This is a genomic window from Thermosipho globiformans (assembly GCF_003990895.1).
In the GTDB taxonomy this organism is placed as follows: domain Bacteria; phylum Thermotogota; class Thermotogae; order Thermotogales; family Fervidobacteriaceae; genus Thermosipho; species Thermosipho japonicus.
The window spans coordinates 56,474-74,300 of the sequence record NZ_BHXD01000010.1; the positions used below are offsets into that span (position 1 = coordinate 56,474).

General features: G+C 28.5%; 15 protein-coding genes and 2 pseudogenes. 9 read left to right on the forward strand and 8 right to left on the reverse strand.

What is annotated here, in order from left to right; translation table 11 throughout:
* Nucleotides 1–30 precede the first annotated feature (30 nt).
* The 3 genes from EO083_RS07645 (at nt 31) to EO083_RS07655 (ending at nt 4,376) form a co-directional block, all read left to right on the forward strand.
* Entirely contained in the window at nt 31–915 is an 885-nt protein-coding gene (locus tag EO083_RS07645) for a hypothetical protein (RefSeq protein WP_126993568.1), read from the forward strand.
* Between the two features lie 29 nt (nt 916–944).
* A complete protein-coding gene (gene guaB / locus EO083_RS07650) occupies nt 945–2,396 on the forward strand; it encodes an IMP dehydrogenase (RefSeq protein WP_126993569.1) in 1,452 nt (483 codons plus the stop codon).
* Nucleotides 2,397–2,678: 282 nt separating this feature from the next.
* Nucleotides 2,679–4,376 carry a methyl-accepting chemotaxis protein gene (locus EO083_RS07655; RefSeq protein WP_126993570.1) on the forward strand — a complete coding sequence of 566 codons (1,698 nt, stop codon included), beginning with the start codon at nt 2,679–2,681 and terminating at the stop codon, nt 4,374–4,376.
* A gap of 27 nt (nt 4,377–4,403) precedes the next feature.
* Here EO083_RS07655 and EO083_RS07660 read toward each other — a convergent pair.
* Nucleotides 4,404–5,125 (reverse strand): annotated as a pseudogene (locus EO083_RS07660) (SDR family NAD(P)-dependent oxidoreductase).
* An 84-nt stretch (nt 5,126–5,209) separates the two neighbouring features.
* Here EO083_RS07660 and aglB point away from each other — a divergent pair.
* A complete protein-coding gene (aglB, locus tag EO083_RS07665; RefSeq protein WP_126993571.1) occupies nt 5,210–6,643 on the forward strand; it encodes a cyclomaltodextrinase in 1,434 nt (477 codons plus the stop codon).
* Nucleotide 6,644: 1 nt separating this feature from the next.
* Nucleotides 6,645–7,349, forward strand: coding sequence for a class I SAM-dependent DNA methyltransferase (locus EO083_RS07670; protein WP_126993572.1), 705 nt, complete (start codon nt 6,645–6,647; stop codon nt 7,347–7,349).
* Here EO083_RS07670 and EO083_RS07675 read toward each other — a convergent pair.
* Nucleotides 7,322–8,185 (reverse strand): DMT family transporter, encoded by an 864-nt coding sequence (locus EO083_RS07675; protein ID WP_126993573.1) that lies wholly within the window; start codon nt 8,183–8,185, stop codon nt 7,322–7,324. The two genes, EO083_RS07670 and EO083_RS07675, sit on opposite strands and share 28 nt — an antisense overlap.
* 26 nt (nt 8,186–8,211) lie before the next feature.
* Complete coding sequence (locus EO083_RS07680; RefSeq protein WP_126993574.1) at nt 8,212–9,489, reverse strand: ArsB/NhaD family transporter; 1,278 nt, start codon at nt 9,487–9,489, stop codon at nt 8,212–8,214.
* Between the two features lie 236 nt (nt 9,490–9,725).
* On the opposite strand from EO083_RS07680, the gene hcp reads away from it, so the two are divergent.
* From hcp to nadC, 4 genes are all read left to right on the forward strand, one after another.
* Nucleotides 9,726–11,384 carry a hydroxylamine reductase gene (gene hcp, locus EO083_RS07685; protein WP_126993575.1) on the forward strand — a complete coding sequence of 553 codons (1,659 nt, stop codon included), beginning with the start codon at nt 9,726–9,728 and terminating at the stop codon, nt 11,382–11,384.
* Nucleotides 11,385–11,489: 105 nt separating this feature from the next.
* Nucleotides 11,490–12,224 (forward strand): aspartate dehydrogenase, encoded by a 735-nt coding sequence (nadX, locus tag EO083_RS07690; protein ID WP_126993576.1) that lies wholly within the window; start codon nt 11,490–11,492, stop codon nt 12,222–12,224.
* Nucleotides 12,225–12,236: 12 nt separating this feature from the next.
* The gene (nadA, locus tag EO083_RS07695; protein ID WP_206512284.1) at nt 12,237–13,139 is read left to right on the forward strand and encodes a quinolinate synthase NadA; all 903 of its coding nucleotides are present in this window, start codon (nt 12,237–12,239) and stop codon (nt 13,137–13,139) included.
* A 3-nt stretch (nt 13,140–13,142) separates the two neighbouring features.
* Nucleotides 13,143–13,958: a carboxylating nicotinate-nucleotide diphosphorylase gene (gene nadC, locus EO083_RS07700; RefSeq protein WP_126993578.1), complete on the forward strand. Its 816-nt coding sequence runs from the start codon at nt 13,143–13,145 to the stop codon at nt 13,956–13,958.
* Here the strand turns inward: nadC and EO083_RS10050 are convergent.
* From EO083_RS10050 to EO083_RS07730, 5 genes and pseudogenes are all read right to left on the reverse strand, one after another.
* Nucleotides 13,948–14,897, reverse strand: a pseudogene (locus tag EO083_RS10050) (GGDEF domain-containing protein). The gene nadC and the pseudogene EO083_RS10050 sit on opposite strands and share 11 nt — an antisense overlap.
* A gap of 92 nt (nt 14,898–14,989) precedes the next feature.
* Entirely contained in the window at nt 14,990–15,439 is a 450-nt protein-coding gene (locus EO083_RS07715; protein WP_126993580.1) for a hypothetical protein, read from the reverse strand.
* Entirely contained in the window at nt 15,436–16,011 is a 576-nt protein-coding gene (locus tag EO083_RS10175) for a transporter substrate-binding domain-containing protein (RefSeq protein ID WP_126993581.1), read from the reverse strand. Before EO083_RS10175 ends, EO083_RS07715 begins: the two co-directional genes overlap by 4 nt.
* An 18-nt stretch (nt 16,012–16,029) precedes the next feature.
* Nucleotides 16,030–16,338 (reverse strand): transporter substrate-binding domain-containing protein, encoded by a 309-nt coding sequence (locus tag EO083_RS10180; RefSeq protein ID WP_164723707.1) that lies wholly within the window; start codon nt 16,336–16,338, stop codon nt 16,030–16,032.
* Nucleotides 16,339–16,343: 5 nt separating this feature from the next.
* On the reverse strand, nt 16,344–17,660 hold the full coding sequence (locus EO083_RS07730) for a GH1 family beta-glucosidase (RefSeq protein WP_126993583.1): 1,317 nt from the start codon (nt 17,658–17,660) through the stop codon (nt 16,344–16,346).
* Nucleotides 17,661–17,827 lie beyond the last annotated feature (167 nt).

Consider the following 17,827-nt stretch of genomic DNA (forward strand, 5'->3'; position numbering starts at 1 on the left):
ATTTCATTTTACTTTTTTGGAGGTGTAAAAATGCCTATTTATAGAGTTAATGATGTTACAAACGATGAGAGAATGAGTGATTATTTAAAATTGACAGAAAAAGATGATATTAAAGGAATTAGTTTTGGAGTTTTGCCTCAAAAAGAGACTTTATTTCCAGCTATTGAAGATATTGTTTATGATTCGCCGGATGAAATTATTGAAAGTTTAGAAGAAGCTGATTTTAGTGATTGTGAAGGTGATGCAGGAGATTGTGTTATGAATTTTTTAGAAAGTTTGTCGGATGATGATTATATAAGATTTTTACGTAATTTTATTATTAACTTTAATGAAGTTTATTCTGAAATAGTTTATTTTAACTATGATGAAGTTTTGAGTGATGAAGATATAAAAGATTTTCTGCTTGAAAATATAGAGAGCATAGTTGAGGAATGTCATTATAAAGATTTTGATGAAGAAGATGATGAAAGTTATTTGTTTGAACAATTTGACGATGATGAAATGTTAGAAACAATAGAGGAACTTTCTGGGGATATTGAATCAATTAAATTTGAATCATTAGATGCTTTATTTTGGGGCAGTGAAGAAAAATTGAGCAAAGAAACAAAAGAAATTTTAGAAAAATTAGATTCAGAAAGATATGAAGTTAATAGAGATCTCGTAGTAGTTTATACAAATTATTTCATGGGAAATTTTGCTGAAAAAGTGGGAGAAATTTTGGTTGAAATTTTTGAAGATGGAGATTGGCCCGAGGAGATTTGGACTAGAAATGCTGTAAACAAGATGTTTAATTTGGCATTTGATAAGATTTGGCAACATATGGATGAAATAGAATCATATATAGCAGAGAACTTATCAAATGATTATCTTTATGCACTGTCAAGAGCGTTTGTTGAAACATTAGAAGAATTTTAATTATAAAAACTGAAAGTGGGGGTGTATCTATGAGAGAAGCATTAACATTTGATGATGTTTTGTTGGTACCAGGCTATAGTGAAGTTTTACCAGCACAAGTAGATGTAACTACTAGACTTACCAAAAAAATTGAACTTAAAATACCACTTTTAAGTGCGGCTATGGACACTGTAACCGAGGCAGAACTTGCAAAAGCTATAGCTAGAGAAGGTGGAATTGGTATAATACACAAGAATATGACGATTGAAGAACAAGCACATCAAGTTAAAATAGTTAAAAGAACAGAAAATGGAATAATAGATGATCCAGTTACTATATTACCGAACGTAACAGTTGAAGAAGCTGATAAAATAATGGCAGAATATAAAATTGGAGGATTGCCTGTTGTAGATGAAAATAATAAACTTTTGGGGTTAATTACAAACAGGGATATACGTTTTGAAAGAAATCCAAAAAGACAAGTATTTGAATTAATGACACCAAAAGATAAATTAGTAATTGCAAAAAAAGGAATTTCACTAGAAGAGGCTAGAGATATTTTACATGAAAATAAAATTGAAAAACTTCCTCTTATTAATGAAGATGGTACGCTAGCAGGATTAATTACTATAAAAGACATTAAAAGTGTAGTTGAACATCCGAATGCTTCAAGAGATTCAAAAGGGAGATTATTAGTTGGTGCAGCAGTTGGAACAAGTGAAGATACACTTATTAGAGTTGAAGCATTAGTAAAAGCCGGGGTTGATGTAATAGTTATCGATACTGCACATGGCCATTCTAAAAAAGTAATTGAAACTTTGAAAATGGTAAAGAGAGAATTTCCAGAGCTTCAGGTGATTGCTGGTAATGTGGCAACTGCTCAAGCAACAGAAGAGTTAATTAAAAATGGTGCTGACGCTGTAAAGGTTGGAATTGGCCCAGGTTCAATTTGTACTACAAGAATTGTTGCGGGAATAGGTGTTCCACAGCTTACTGCAATAATGGATTGTGTAGAAGTTGCTAGAAAATATGATGTGCCAATTATAGCAGATGGTGGTATTAGATTTTCTGGCGATATTGTAAAAGCATTAGCTGCAGGTGCTGAAACAGTTATGCTAGGAAGTATATTTGCAGGTACCGAGGAAGCACCGGGAGAGACTATATTATATCAAGGAAGAAAGTATAAATCATATAGAGGCATGGGATCACTTGGAGCAATGAGCAGAGGTAGTGCGGATAGATATTTTCAAAGCGGAAATCAAAAATTTATACCTGAAGGTGTAGAAGGAATGGTGCCTTTTAAAGGTAATGTAAAAGATGTTGTTTATCAATTGATTGGCGGATTAAGATCAGGTATGGGATATGTTGGAGCTGCAAATATTAAAGAACTTCAGGAAAAAGCACAATTTATTAAAATAACACCTGCCTCTGTAAAAGAAAGCCATCCACATGACATAATTGTTACTAAAGAGCCCCCAAATTATTGGTCAAAGAATATATAATCAAAATTTGAATAAAAATAATATTTTAAAACCAGCACTTGGTGCTGGTTTTATTTTATTTAATTAATAATATAGTTTTAATTAAAGTTTTTATAAATTAAGTTAATATAGGATAATTTATAATTATTTTTGCTTTTTTAATCTAAAGTTTAAGTTAATATAGTAACCTGTTTGTAAAATAGTTAACTTTGTGTTAAATAAAATAATTATTTTTTGATATAATAATACTTAGTATTAAATTTTCAAAATATTACTAAACTCATTTTTAAAGGAGGTATTAAAATGAACTTTAAGGGGTTAACTCAACTAATCTTAGCCATTGTTTTAGTATCGATTTTGGTTTTGACTTTTTCTTTTTTATTTACTAATTTTTTGACTGCTAAGAATGAACTAACAAATTTGAAAGTAGATGCGGTAAAAAATGTTGTGGATAGTGCTTATGGAATTATAGAAAATATATACAATATGGAAAAATCTGGTCAAATTAATCATGAACAGGCTATTAAAATGGTAAAAAAATATGTAAGTGCTATGAAATTTGAAGGTAGTAATTATGTGTTTATATTTGATAAAAACTATGTTGGAGTTGTTCATCCAACTTTAGAAGGTAAGAAAGCTGATAAAGTGAAGGATCCAAGTGGTAAATATGTATTAGTTGATTTAGTAGAGGGTGCAAGAAAAAATGATGAATTTGTTTATGATTATATTTGGAATAAGCCTTCAGTTAATAAAGAAGTTGGAAAGATTGCATATGCAAGATGGTTTGAACCATATAAATTTATGATTGGTGCAGGTGTTTATGTTGATGATATTCAAAAATCTTTAAACAGTCTTATTATTCCTAATATTATAATTTCAGCGATAATTATTATTGTAATATTTGTAATTGTATTATTTATAGGAAAGAAGATAAAAAAAGATGTTGAAAAGGTTGTTGAATTTACAGCGAATGTTGCTAATGGTGATTTAACTCAAAAGGTTGAAATAAAAAGAAAAGATGAAATTGGTAAAATTGCACAAATGCTTAACAATATGGTTGACGGATTAAGAAATATTGTTAATGAATTGAATAATAACTCAAAAACTGTAGAAGCTTCATCAAAAAATTTGAGAGAAGTTTCAGAAGAACAGGAAAAAGTTGCACAAAATGTTGTAGGCACATTTGAAAAAATTGTTGCTGAATCTCAAAATATCTCTGCTTCTCTTGAAGAAATTAACTCAAGTATTGAGGAAGTTGCAGCAAGTGCTCAAAACGTTTCCAAATCATCTATGGATCTTTCAGAAAGAGCAAATGAAATTTCACAAAATGTACAATCAGGAACAGAATCTGTTAATAAAGTATATGATCTAATCGAAAAAGGATATTCAGAAATTTTGAGTACTGCAAACATGGTGTCTGAATTATCTACATCAGCTGCAAATATAAGTGAAATTTTGGAAACTATTAATCAAATTTCAGAGCAAACAAATTTACTTGCATTGAATGCAGCAATTGAGGCTGCAAGGGCTGGAGAGGCAGGAAAAGGATTTGCAGTAGTTGCTGATGAAATTAGAAAACTTGCTGAAGAAAGTAAAACAGCAACAGAAAATATTGGAAAAATTCTTGAAGGAATAAGAAGTAATGCAGAAAAGGTAAACTTAAATACTAAAAAAACAGTTGAGAGTATTAAAGAAGCTTCAGACTTTTCTAAAGTTGTTAAAGAACAGTTAGAAAACATCGAAAATGAAATATTTAATATAACAAATATGATAAATAATACCGCTGCAGCTGCACAAGAGCAAAGTGCAGCAGCTGAGGAAATGTCTAGTGCAGTAGATAGTACAACAAGAACTCTTATGGAAGAAGTTGATGAGATTGAAAGAAGTAAACAGATGATTGATAATCTTGAAAAAGGTGTTCAAAACATAGCCTCATTAAGTGAGGAATTAGGAGAGGTAGTAAATTCGATGGACAGTGTGATAAAGAAATTTAAAATATAGTTGAGTTTAAGGCCCCTGATAGGGGCCTTAAATATATATCATTTTTTTGGTTATTCCACCATCAATAACTATATTTTGTCCTGTTATAAATCCTGCCTTTTTTTCATCTGCAAGAAATAATGCAAGTTCTAAGATATCATTTGGTGTACCTGCTCTGCCAACAAGATGTTGCATATGTTCTTCTTGACTTATTTGCTCATCTTTATGTAGTATCCATCCTGGACTAATTGTATTAACTCTAATATTGGGACCTAATGAATTTGCAAGTGCGTGTGTAAGTCCAAGAATTCCTGCTTTTGAAGCACTATATGCTTCATTATCCTTTTCAGACATAATAGCTCTTGTTGATGCAATATTTATAATAGAACCTTTTCCTGAGGTTTTGAGTTTTAGGGGTACACCGTATTTTGTAATTAGAAAGTACCCTGTTAGATTTACTTTAATTACTTTTTCCCATTCTTCCAATGTAATTTCAAGAAAATTTTTAAAGTTTGAAATTGCTGCGTTGTTAATTATTACATCTAATCTTTTAAAGTTTTTTCTATATATTCTATGAATTTTATAACATCTTTTTCATTAGACACATCACCGTAAAATTTTAAAAGATTTCCATTTTCCGGTAATTTATCAAGTAATTTTCTATTATAATCTATTACAGCAACTTTGTAGCCGTTATTTAGAAAACCTATTGCAAGGCTTTTTCCAATATTTCTTGCACCACCAGTTATTAAAGCAACTTTATTTTCCAATGGAAATCACCTCCTTAAATCTTTAAAAAATTTTTTTCTATGTTATACTCTTTAATGTAATTTTTAAAATTGGAGGTATTAAATATGAAGCATTTATTTCCAATACCATCTTGGGTATATGATACCGTAATTTATCAAATTTTTCCAGATAGATTTTTTATAGGAAAAGGTAAAACTGTTGAGGATAAACGTCATTTGTACGAAAAACGTGGAGGTAAAATTGAGAAATGGGGAATTTCTCCAAAAAGATCAAACGATGGTTCTCATGTAAAGATATTTTATGGTGGTGATTTATGGGGAATTTCTGAGAAAATAGAATATTTGAAAGATTTAGGAGTAAATGCAATTTATTTGACTCCAATATTTATGGCACAGTCAAATCATAAATATGATACAACTGATTATTTTAAAATCGATCCCCAATTTGGAGGTTTAAAGGCATTAAAAAATTTAATAAATAACTTACATAAGAATGATGTGAAGCTTATCCTTGATGGGGTTTTCAATCATGTTGGAAAAGAGCATGTCTTGTTTAGAAAAGCTCTAAAAGGTAGTAAAAAGTATAGAAATATGTTTGTATTTTATGAAAGTCACTACAGAGGTTGGTGGGGAACGAGAAGTTTGCCAGAACTTGTTTTAGAGGAAACAGTTGTTAAAGATTATATTGCAGAAATTCTTTGGAAATATTTAGAGCTTGGTATTGATGGTTGGCGCCTTGATTGTGGGCAAGATTTAGGACCTGAAATAAATAGATTTATAACTGCGAAAGTAAAAGAATTTTCTTCGGAAAAATATGTTGTAAGTGAGCTATGGACGTATCCGTCGTATTGGAGTATGGTTGATGGAATAATGAACTATCATTTCCGAGAAAATGTAATTTCATATTTAAATGATAAAAATCCAAATTGCGGATTTTATCTTGAAAAAACATATAACGAAACTGAAAATATTCATGCATGTTGGAATATGCTAGATAGTCATGATAGCGAAAGACTTTCTACAGTTTTAAGAGATAAATTTCAGAGAAAAGCTGCAATTTTATTGCAATTTACATATCCTGGTGTTCCAGTAGTTTATTATGGAACAGAAATAGGTATTGATGGCGGGAATGATCCAGAATGTAGAAAAACAATGGAGTGGGATAGAAAGAAATGGGATAATGAACTAAGGGAATTCTATAAAAAATTGATTAATTTAAGAAAGAAAGAACCTGCTCTAAGATATGGTGGATTTGAGCTTTTATCAAATGAACCGTTAATATTTATGAGAAAATCTCAAATGGTTTTAGATAATATTATTGTTTATGTAAATAAGAATGATAAAGAAATTGAAATGGTAGTAAATGTTCCTGATGGGAGAATATTAAGTGGAACGGAGTTTGTTGATTTATTATCAGATGAAAAATTTTATGTTTCTGGTGGAATGCTAAAATTATATATGAAAGGTCGCAGTTTTGGAGTGTTAAAGATAAATAATAAAATAGTTCGAAACTATGATCAATATAAAAGGATAAGATAATATGATGAAATCATATGAATACTATGACAGAATAGCTTATATGTATGATGAAATGTATAATAATGAAAAATGGTTAACATTGCGAAAAGCTGTAGAACACTATATGGATAAAACTATAAATATGAAAAATGCTAAAGTTCTTGATGTTGGAAGTGGTACAGGTTATTGGCTTGAATATTTTTTAAATAAGGATTTTTCTGTGTACGCTCTTGAGCCATCTGAAAAAATGATAGAGTTTGCAAAGGAAAAGTTTAAAGATAAAGTAAAATATTTCAATACTACTATAGAAAATTTTGATACTTATGATAAATTTGATATTTTAAATATTCAGGGAGATGTACTAAGTTATGTTGAAGACTTAGATTTAGTTATGAAAAAACTCTCTAATATTATTAACAAAGATGGATTGTTATTTGCGACGGTAGATAGTTATTACTATATGAGAAAGTTAGTGAAGAAATATGGAAGTAAACGTGAAATGGAAATATTTGAAAAGTATCATATAACTACTGTTGGTTCACAATACGGAGTTTTTAATTCTAGATGTTTTACATTAGAAGATATAAAAGATCTTGAAAAATACGGTTTCCAAGTTTTAGAAATTCGTGGTTGTGGTTATTCGGATAACTTAGAAGAAGAATTTGAAAAGTCATATAATATTGTGCTTGGAGAACATATTTATTTTTCGCTGCGATATTTAAAGTAATTTACTCCCCAAACACCCAATATAATTAGTGACATTCCAATAATATGGTTAAGTGTTATTCTTTCGTTTCTAATAAAAAATCCAGCCATAACAGAAACAACAGTAGTTAAATTAGAAAATATTGATGACTGAACAGGAGAAACTTTTGAAAGCATATAATTAATTAAAAAGAATGCAATTGTTGATGAAAAAATGCCCAGGTATATAGCTGAGCTAAAAACATTTTTATTTGATATTACACTATAATCTAATTCTCTTTTTATTAAAGCAAGAATTGTAAAAAAAACCCAACCAGTTATCATCATAACAAATGTTACTTCTTGTGGTGAAAATTCTTTAGAAAAATATTTTGAAGCAAAATTATAAAAAACAGCGGAAAACACTGCGAACAAAATTAAAATCTTCCCTTTAAATCCTTCATTAATGTTTAATCCCATTATTAGTAGCACACCAGAAAAGCTTAAAAATACAAATAAGTAATTTATTTTAGGAATTTTTTCTTTCAAAATAAATGGGGATAAAAATGTTATAAAAATTGGTATTGTAGCAATTAAAATTCCCGCTTCAGATGAAGTGGCAAATTTTAAACCGTTTGTTTCAAAGATAAAGTATAGAATTGGTTGAAAAAACGCAACGATTAGTAATTTATATAATTTTTTAGCATTTTTAATCTTTATTATTTTTAAAGCAAATAATATTAAAAAAGATAAAGATGCAAATAAAAACCTTATTGATAAAAAATTATATGGAGTTGTAAAGTCAAGTGCATTTTTTGTAAATAAAAACGAAAGTCCAAAAATTACTGACATTGCAATTCCTGAGATTATAACCTTTATATTAAATCTCCCCTTTCAAAGTAATTTTATAATTTTAACAAAAGATATAGATAAAGTGATGAAACTAATAGTCCTAATGTTGCAATTTTCATACCGAGTTTCATAAATTTAGCAAATTTTATTTTTCTATTAAAATTGTTTTCTATCATTCCAACTATAACCATATTTGATGCAGCACCACTAATAGTACCATTACCGCCAAAGCTTGCTCCTAAAGCTAGGGCCCACCATAGAAGATCACTATTGGGAAAAGTTCCGATTAGTGCTTTTACAATAGGTATAAAAATAGTTACAACTGGTACAGCCCCCATAAAAGCTGCTAATATACCTGCTCCCCAAAGTACGATTAATATTAAAATATAGGGATGTGAAGTAAAATTAAATATTAAATTTGTTATATCTTGAATAACATGAACATCTTCAAGTGCCTTTACAATTGCAAAAAGTCCAACAAAGAAGAATAGTGTATCCCATTCTATTTCACTTGATATTTCATCAAAGTCTTTTTTTGATATCATTAACATTACTGCTCCACCAGTTAAGGCTATAAGAGCTGCTTCATAATCAAGGTATTCATGTATGAAAAATCCAACGATAACTAGTACGAAAATTAATAATCCTTTTTTCAATAAATTATAATCAACTATGGCTTTTTTAGGATCTGATTCCATGACTCTGTTTAATTTATCTTTTTTTACAAGTTTGAGTTCTTTATGAGTGTATAAAAAATACAAAATTGTTAGAAAAAGAGAAATTAATGAAGGAACAATCATAACTAGTAGAAATTTTAAAAAGCTTGTGCCAGAAGCACTACCTACTAATATATTTGGCGGATCACCTATCATAGTAGCAGTTCCACCTATATTAGCTGCAAAGATCATAGGAAATAAAAAAGTTTCTGGTTTTATTTCAATTTCCTGACAGATGTATATAATAATTGGAGAAAACAGGAGTAAAGTAGTAACATTATCTAAAACGCTAGATAATATTGCAACGGCTATTAATGTGGAGACAAATATATACACCAGATTCCCATTTGACTTTTTAACTATATATATCGCTATTGCTTGAAATAAACCAGTCGTTTTAAGTATGCCAACAACTATCATCATTCCAAGTAAAATACCTAATGTATTAAAATCTATAAAGCTTCCAACATTAGATACACGCAAAGTATCAGAAACTTTAACTAGGGAAATTAAAAGCCCCATGCTAAAAGCGATAACTGCTTTGTTACCTTTTCCAAAAATAATTAAGTAATATGTCAAAAAGAAAATAACTAATGATATGATTTTAGAGATCATATCCTTACACCTTCTTGGAAAATAAGTTTTTTAATTAAAAATAATTTTGTATATTGTAGTTGTAATTTTTTGGCTATCGTCTCATATGTTCTGTTCCAGATTTTACATCATTATTATACCATTATTATTTTTAGTGGATAAAAACTTCTTTTTCCGTAACTAATGTTACAGACATTAGTAAATTAGTCTTGTATAATTAAATTGAAAACGCTACAATGCAAATGGAGGTGAAATTTATGTTTTGTTTTCAATGTTCAGAAGCATCAAAGGGCATAGGTTGTACAACAATTGGTGTATGTGGCAAAAAACCAGAAGTTGCTACACTACAAGATATGTTAATTTGGGTTACTAAGGGCCTTTCATATTGGAGCCTTAAAGCTAAAGATTTAGGCATAAAAGATGACGAGGCAAATTTATTTGTTGCTGAAGCATTATTTGCAACAATTACTAACGTCAACTTTTCAGCAGATAGAATTTCAAAATTTATTGACAGGGCAATTGAACTTAGGAACAGAGTTAGGGAGCAATTTTTAAAAGCTTATGAAGAGAAATATGGAAAAAAGTTTAATGAAGATGTTCCTGAGGCTGCTGTTTGGTTTGAAAATGGAGGAAAAGATGTTTATCTTAAAAAAGGAGAGCAAGTTGGAGTTTTATCGGAAGAAAATGAAGATGTAAGGTCATTAAAAGAGTTTTTAATCTATGGATTAAAAGGTATTGCAGCATATGCAGATCATGCATATATATTGAAACATACTAAAGATGAGATTTTGTATTTTATTGAGAAGGGACTTGTAGAAACATTAAGAAGGGATATTACCGCAGATGAATTACAATCACTTGTTTTGGAAGCAGGAAAATATGCAGTTGAAGTTATGGCATTGCTTGATCAAGCAAATACATCAACTTTCGGACATCCTGAAATTACAGAAGTTTATACTGGAACATATAATGCACCTGCAATTTTAGTTAGTGGACATGATTTACTTGACCTTGAAGAATTACTCAAACAAACTGAAGGAACAGGTATAATGGTTTACACACATGGAGAAATGCTTCCTGCGCATGCATATCCTAAACTAAAAAAATATAAACATCTTGCTGGAAATTTTGGGAGTGCATGGTGGAAGCAAACGGAAGAATTTGAAGAATTTGGTGGAGCAATTTTAATGACTACAAATTGTTTGGTACCACCAAAAGATAGTTACAAGGATAGAGTGTTTACAACCGGACTAGTTGGGTTTGACGGAGTATCTCATATTCCAAATAGAGTTGATGGAAAACCAAAAGATTTTACACCCGTAATTAAAAAAGCTCTTGAACTTGGACCAATACCAGAGAGGAAAGGGAAGAAAATTGTTATAGGTTTTGCAAGAAATCAGGTAGAAAAGGTATTAGATTCTGTTTTAAAAGCAGTAAATGAAGGAAAAATAAAAAAATTCTTTGTAATGGCAGGTTGTGATGGAAGAGCTAAAGAAAGAGAATATTACACAGAATTTGCACTTAAATTGCCAAAAGATACTGTCATTCTTACAGCAGGATGTGCTAAATATAGATATAACATGCTTGATTTAGGAGATATTGATGGAATTCCTAGAGTCTTGGATGCAGGTCAGTGTAACGATTCATATTCTTTAGCAGTTACTGCATTAAAACTTAAAGAAATATTAAATGTAGATGACATTAACGAGCTTCCAATAGAATATAACATTGCTTGGTATGAGCAAAAAGCTGTAGCAGTGTTACTTGCATTACTTTATCTTGGAGTTAGAAAGATAAAACTTGGACCAGTACTTCCAGCATTTCTTTCCAAAAATGTTTTGAATGTTGTTGCAGAAAAATTCAATATTTCAACAATTTCAACAGTTGAAGAAGATATGAAACAAATGCTCGCATAAAAATTTTCTATTCTAAAATTGGCGCTCGTTTTCGAGCGCCTTTTGTTTTTTATTATATTGACAGATGTAATTGACAAGTGTAAAATACAAATGGAGGTGTTAAGAATGAAGCCATTATTTCTAGGATTTGGAAATGCAGCAAATGTTATTTTAAAAGAGCTGGAAGGTTATATTCAAGATTTTTATTATTTTGATGAGAAAAATGTCACAAGTTTTAATGGGAAAAAACTTGAGAAATTTTTAATTCCTAATGATTGTTCATTTGTAGTTGAGTGTGCATCTGTTGAGGCGGTAAAAGAGTATTATAGAGACATAATTATTGCAAATAAGGACTTTTACATTTTAAGTACAGGTGCTTTTGCTGATGAAAATTTTAGGAATGATTTTTTTAGATTGTTAGAAAATTCAACTTCTAAGGTTTATATTCCTTCTGGAGCTATAGGTGGAATAGATGTAATTAATGCAATAAAGAAATATATTGAAAAAGTAATTTTAAGAACTCGCAAACCTCCTAAAGCTTTTTCAAGGGACGATAAAGAAAAGGTGTTAATTTTTAGTGGAGATAGTATAGAGGCAATTAAGAAATTTCCAAAAAATACAAATGTTTCTGTTACCCTTGCTCTTTCTGTGGAAGATTTTAGAAAAGTTCATGTTGAAATTTATTCTGATCCAAACGTAAAAAAGAATATTCACGAGGTTGAAGTTGTGTCAAGTGTTGGAAATTATAAATTTATTTTTTCTAATAATCCTTCAAATAATCCAAAAACAAGTTTATTGGCTCCATTATCTCTTGCAGCATTAATAAAGAAAAATTTTGAAAATGTTAAGATAGGAGGATAAAAAATGGAGAAAATACAGGAAAAGATCAGACAGCTTGCAAAAGAAAAAGGTTATACAATTTTGGCACATAACTATCAAATAAAAGAAATTCAAGAAATTGCAGATTACTTAGGTGATTCATTGCAGCTTGCAAGACTTGCTACTAAACTTGATACTGAAAAAATTTTATTTTTGGGTGTAGATTTTATGGCAGAAACTATAAAAATGTTAAATCCTGAGAAGAAGGTTATAGTTCCAGTGAAAGCTGCAACTTGTCCTATGGCAAATTCTTTGGAGCCAGAAATGATTATTGAAGCTAAGAAAAAGTATAACGCACCATTTGTTATATATGTAAATAGTACAATAAAATCAAAAATGTATGCAGATGTTACATGTACTTCTGCTAATGCAGTAGAGATAGTTAAAAAACTAAATAGCGATATAGTTCTTTTTGGACCTGACAAAAATCTTGCGGCCTATGTAGCCCGAAAAACTGGTAAAAAAGTTATTCCTGTGCCTGGAGAAACTGGCTACTGTTATGTGCATAACTATATAAAGATTGATGATATTTTAAAATTAAAACAGAAGTATCCTGATGCCAAAGTAATTTCGCATCCAGAGGTTTCTGAAGAAATTCAAAAAATATCTGATTATATAGGTAGTACTTCTCAAATGGAAAAAATTCCAGAAGAAGTTGAAGATAAAAAATTCATAATTGTTACAGAAAAAGATATGGTTAATAAATTAAAAAATAAGTATAAAGAGAAAGAATTCATACCACTATATACAGCTATTTGTAATAACATGAAGAAAAATACACTTAAAAATGTATTAAAAGCTTTGGAAAATGAGGAATTTGAAATAGAAATTGATAAAGAAATTGCAGATAAGGCAGTCTTGTCTATTAAAAAGATGTTTGAGCTAATGGAGGCATAATTTATGGTAGAAAAGATTATTGAATGGATAAGAAAAGATGAAGGTCTTGTTGATTTTTCAGCGTATCCTTTAAAAGGAAAAGTTGCAAAATCTATTATAATTTTAAAAGATTCTGCGGTTTTGTCTGGGCTTGAACTTGTAAAAGAAGTTTTTAGAAGATTTAATATTGAATTTGAAACAAGCTATAAAGATGGAATGTATGTAGATGAAAATAGTATAATTTTTACATTAAGGGGAGATGCATATAACTTATTGGTAATTGAGAGAAGTGTACTAAATCTTCTTTCACTTATGAGTGGTGTTGCAACAAAAGTAGCTAAGTTGTCTAAAAAAGCAAAAGAATATAATATTATAATTGCTGCTACAAGGAAAACTATACCTTTTGTTGGAGATTTGCAAAAGATTGCAGTTTTACATGGTGGAGGTAATACTCACAGATTGAATCTTTCTGATACTGTAATGATTAAAGATAATCATAAGAAAATATATAAAGGTATAAGGAATGCTGTAGAGGCCGTAAAAGTTATAAAGCCCTTTACATCAAAAATAGAAGTAGAAGTTGAAGATTTTGAAGAATTGAAAGAATGTCTTGATCTAGAAGTAAATATAATTATGCTTGATAATTTCTCGCCTGAAGATATAAAAGAAGCTATTAAAATTATTAAAGAAAAAAGGAAGGATATAATAATAGAAATTTCGGGTGGAATAAACGAGAAAAATCTTGATAAATATTTAATAAAGGGTGTTGATATTATATCAATAGGAAAATTAACCAGTGAAGTTCAATATGTTGATTTTTCTATGGAAGTCATTGATTAATAATAGTTCTATCTCTTCCTAGATTTTTGGCCATGTATAAATTATCATTAGCTTTTTTAATAATTTTGTTATAATCTTTTTCTTGTGGAATTTTACTTACAGCACCAATACTAATTGTAAGATGAATGTTTTTTCCATCAATTAGTATTGGTGTTTCTTTTACTTTCTTTCTAAGATTTTCAAGAAGTTCAAAGAAGTTTTCTTTGTTCTTTGAAAGGTAATATATTACAAATTCTTCACCACCGTATCTGAAAATGTTATCTGAAATTCTTTGAAAGTTTAATTTGAAAATTTCTGAAATTTTTTCAGACAAGTATCACCTGCAAGATGCCCATAGTAATCATTTATTTTTTTGAAGTGATCAATATCTATAATTGCAAAATTGAGGTACATGTTTTCTCTTTTTGATAAGGAAAAATCTTTTGGAAATTTTTGATTAAATTCTCTTCTGTTGTACAAATTAGTTAACGGATCTCTTATAGAAAGTTCACTTAACATCTTGTTTTTTTCTTTAAGTTCATTTGTTTTTTGAAAGATTATGTTCTCCATATTTTCAAGAGTATATTTTAATTTATTGCTAACGCTGTTGAAAGTATTTACGAAAACTTTAATTTCTTCTTCCATATTTTCCTCAAGTTCAACTGTTTCAAAGTGTTTTTTTGAAAATTTTGATAAAGTAGTGGATATTTTATTTAAATAATACCCGATGTTTTTTGATAATTTTTTTGATAAAAAGTATGAAAAAAGTATTGCAACAAAAAACATTAATAAATAATATAAAATGTATGAAAATAGTATTCTTAGTAAATAGTATTTATCTTTTACTATGTAAAATTTTTCGTTTAAATCAAAAACTCCGAAACATTCAAGATTTGTAGTTTTTTTTATAGTATCTTTTTCTGGATTATAACAAATATAGTTTCCATTCTGTTTAATCATAAGTTGTGAGTCTAGTGGAAGATTATTTGATATTAAAAACTTTTTGTATAAATTACCAAGATCTATTATTGTTATATAGTAAGCATTTTCATTTATTGATATTTATTTTTTAAGATGTAATAAATTTCATTTTTATTTATATAGTAATTTTTGGATAAATCAATATTGTTATCGATTTTGCCAAAAATGTAGTTAGGTTTATTATTAACGTTTATGAAAATATTTTTAATAAATTCATTTTTGTTTATTAATTCATTGATACTTTTTTTAATTGATATAATGGAAAAATTTCTAAGTATTTCATTTTGCCCAAATAAAAATACAAAATCGTTACTGTAAATTACTTTATTATTATTTTGTTTTATGTATTGTTCAATGCTATTAAAGTATGAGTTAAAATTCTTGGTTAAAAGGATTAATTCTTCTTTTTCGCGCTTTATTGTTCTTGAGATTTCATATATTGAAGTAATAACTAAAATAATAGATGCTGTTATAAAAATTGAAAATAAAAGTGCTCTAAAAATCTTTTTTTGTAAAGTCATTTTATCAGTCCATTTATGTTTAAGTATTCATAATAACTTATATTGAAATACCTTTTAAATAGCTTGTCAAATTTTCCACTATTTTTGTAATAATCTAAAAACTTTTCAAATTGAGATGATAGTAATGTAGCATCTTTTGGGAAACAAAAAGAAAGATATTCAACTTCTTTTGTCAAAGGAAATAGAGGTTTTAAATTTTGTTTCATAAATAAAGTATTAAAATATTTTTGAACAAAAGAAAAAGAATCAATAATAGTAAAATCTGCTTTACTTTCAATGAGTTGTAAATATAAAAAGTATGGTGAATAATTTGTATTTCTTTTTATTAATAATATTTCAACTTGTTCATTGCTAACTTTACTTTTATTAATATAAACCAGTTCATTATTCTTGATTGTAACGTTACTAATATCATAATCGATATTGTTTTCATTTAATATTTTTTGTAGAGTTTTAAAATAAGTAAAGTTTTCAAAAGTAATTATTTTTTTACCAACTAAATCTTTGATATTAGTAATTTCTTCATCTTTTCTGCCAATTAATATCTCAACATTTTCAACAAATTTGATCATAGTTAAAGTTTTACTTCTTTATTCAGTTATAGTAATAATATCAGCGATCATATCAATGGAATTAAAGATTGTATTTTCAAAATATTTTGAAAACCCATCAACTATTTTAAATTCATGGTTTACACCAAGATATTTTGCAAATTCTGTGGCGATTTCATAGCAAAATCCAGATTTTTCTTTGTTACTAGGGAAATAGACAACTTCGCTTGGAATATTTCTAATTCCAATAGATATATTTCCTGTATCAAGTATTTTTGTAAGAGGTTGAGAAAATCCAATTAGGCTAAATAGTATAAATAAAACTGTTAAGGTATGAAAAATTTTCACAAGATTTATTTCCCTTCTAAAAATTTTTTTAGCCATATTGCACTATCTTTTAAATATCTTTTTTGAGTAGTATAATCAGTGTATACTATTCCAAATCTTTTTGAATATCCTTCTGCCCATTCAAAATTATCCATTAAAGTCCAGATAAAGTATCCTTTTAAATCTACTCCATCTTTTATTGCTTTTAGAGCATTTTCAAAATGAGATTTTAGATAGTTTATTCTGTATGTATCATGCACTTTTCCATTTTCAATCTTGTCTGGACCAGCCATTCCATTTTCTGTTATATAAAGTGGGGTTTTGTATCTGTTATAAATCTTTAAAAGCATATCGTATAGTCCTTGAGGATAAATTTCCCAACCCATTTCTGTTTTTCCTAATTCACCTTCTATAGTTTTAAACATGAACGGTTCCTCAGGAGCATATTTGACTAGTTGTCTAGTGTAATAATTTATTCCAAAAAAGTCGATCTTTTTTGAAATAATATCCATATCATTTTCAAAAATTTCTATACCATTTCTTTGTAAAATTGCTCTTGCATTTTCTGGATACCTTCCAAAAATTATTGGATCATAAAACCATCCATTTGTTAATTCATCAACTAAAAGAGCGACATAAAAATCTTCTTCTGTTTCATCAGCAGGCTCTACTTTAGTTGTAACATTTGTTATTCCTATTTTTCCATCTTTTACTAGATCTCTAAATGCTTCTACAGAATAGCCATGAGCTCTTAACAAATTATGGGCAGCTTTAATAGCTTCTTGCAGATTTTTGTGTCCTGGGGCATGAATTCCATAGAAATACCCAAGAAATGAAGAACACCAAGGTTCATTTAATGTAATCCAGTGCTTTACTCTATCTCCAAAGTTTTGAAATAATATTGATGAATAGTCTTGAAAATAAAGTGCTATGTCATCGTTTAACCATCCGCCTTTTTCATATAAAAATAACGGAAGATCCCAGTGATAGATTGTAATAAACGGAATTATATTATTTTCAAGTAATTTGTCAATTAGTTTGTTATAAAAGTCAAGGCCTTTTTCGTTTTTTTCTTTTGTATTTTTCATAACCCTTGGCCAAGATATTGAAAATCTATAAGCATCAATTCCTATATCTTTCATTATTTTTATATCTTCTTCGTATCTATGATAATGGTCACAAGCAACATCACCGTTTTCGTTATTTTTAATTTTTCCTGGAGTATGTGAAAATACATCCCATATTGAAGGAACTTTTCCATCTTCATTATATGCGCCTTCTATTTGATATGAAGCTGTTGCAACACCAAAAATAAAATCCTTTGGAAAATCGTTTCTTTCCATTTTTTCACCTCATTTCTTCTTGTTTATCAGTTCTATTATATCACTATAACTTAAAAATTTTGTTTGCGTGTAGATATATTTATATGTAAAGTAAATTACTATTACAATTGATGATGTTATATGTATTTGTTCAACAATTTTTAATATCATACATTCCAAAAAAACCC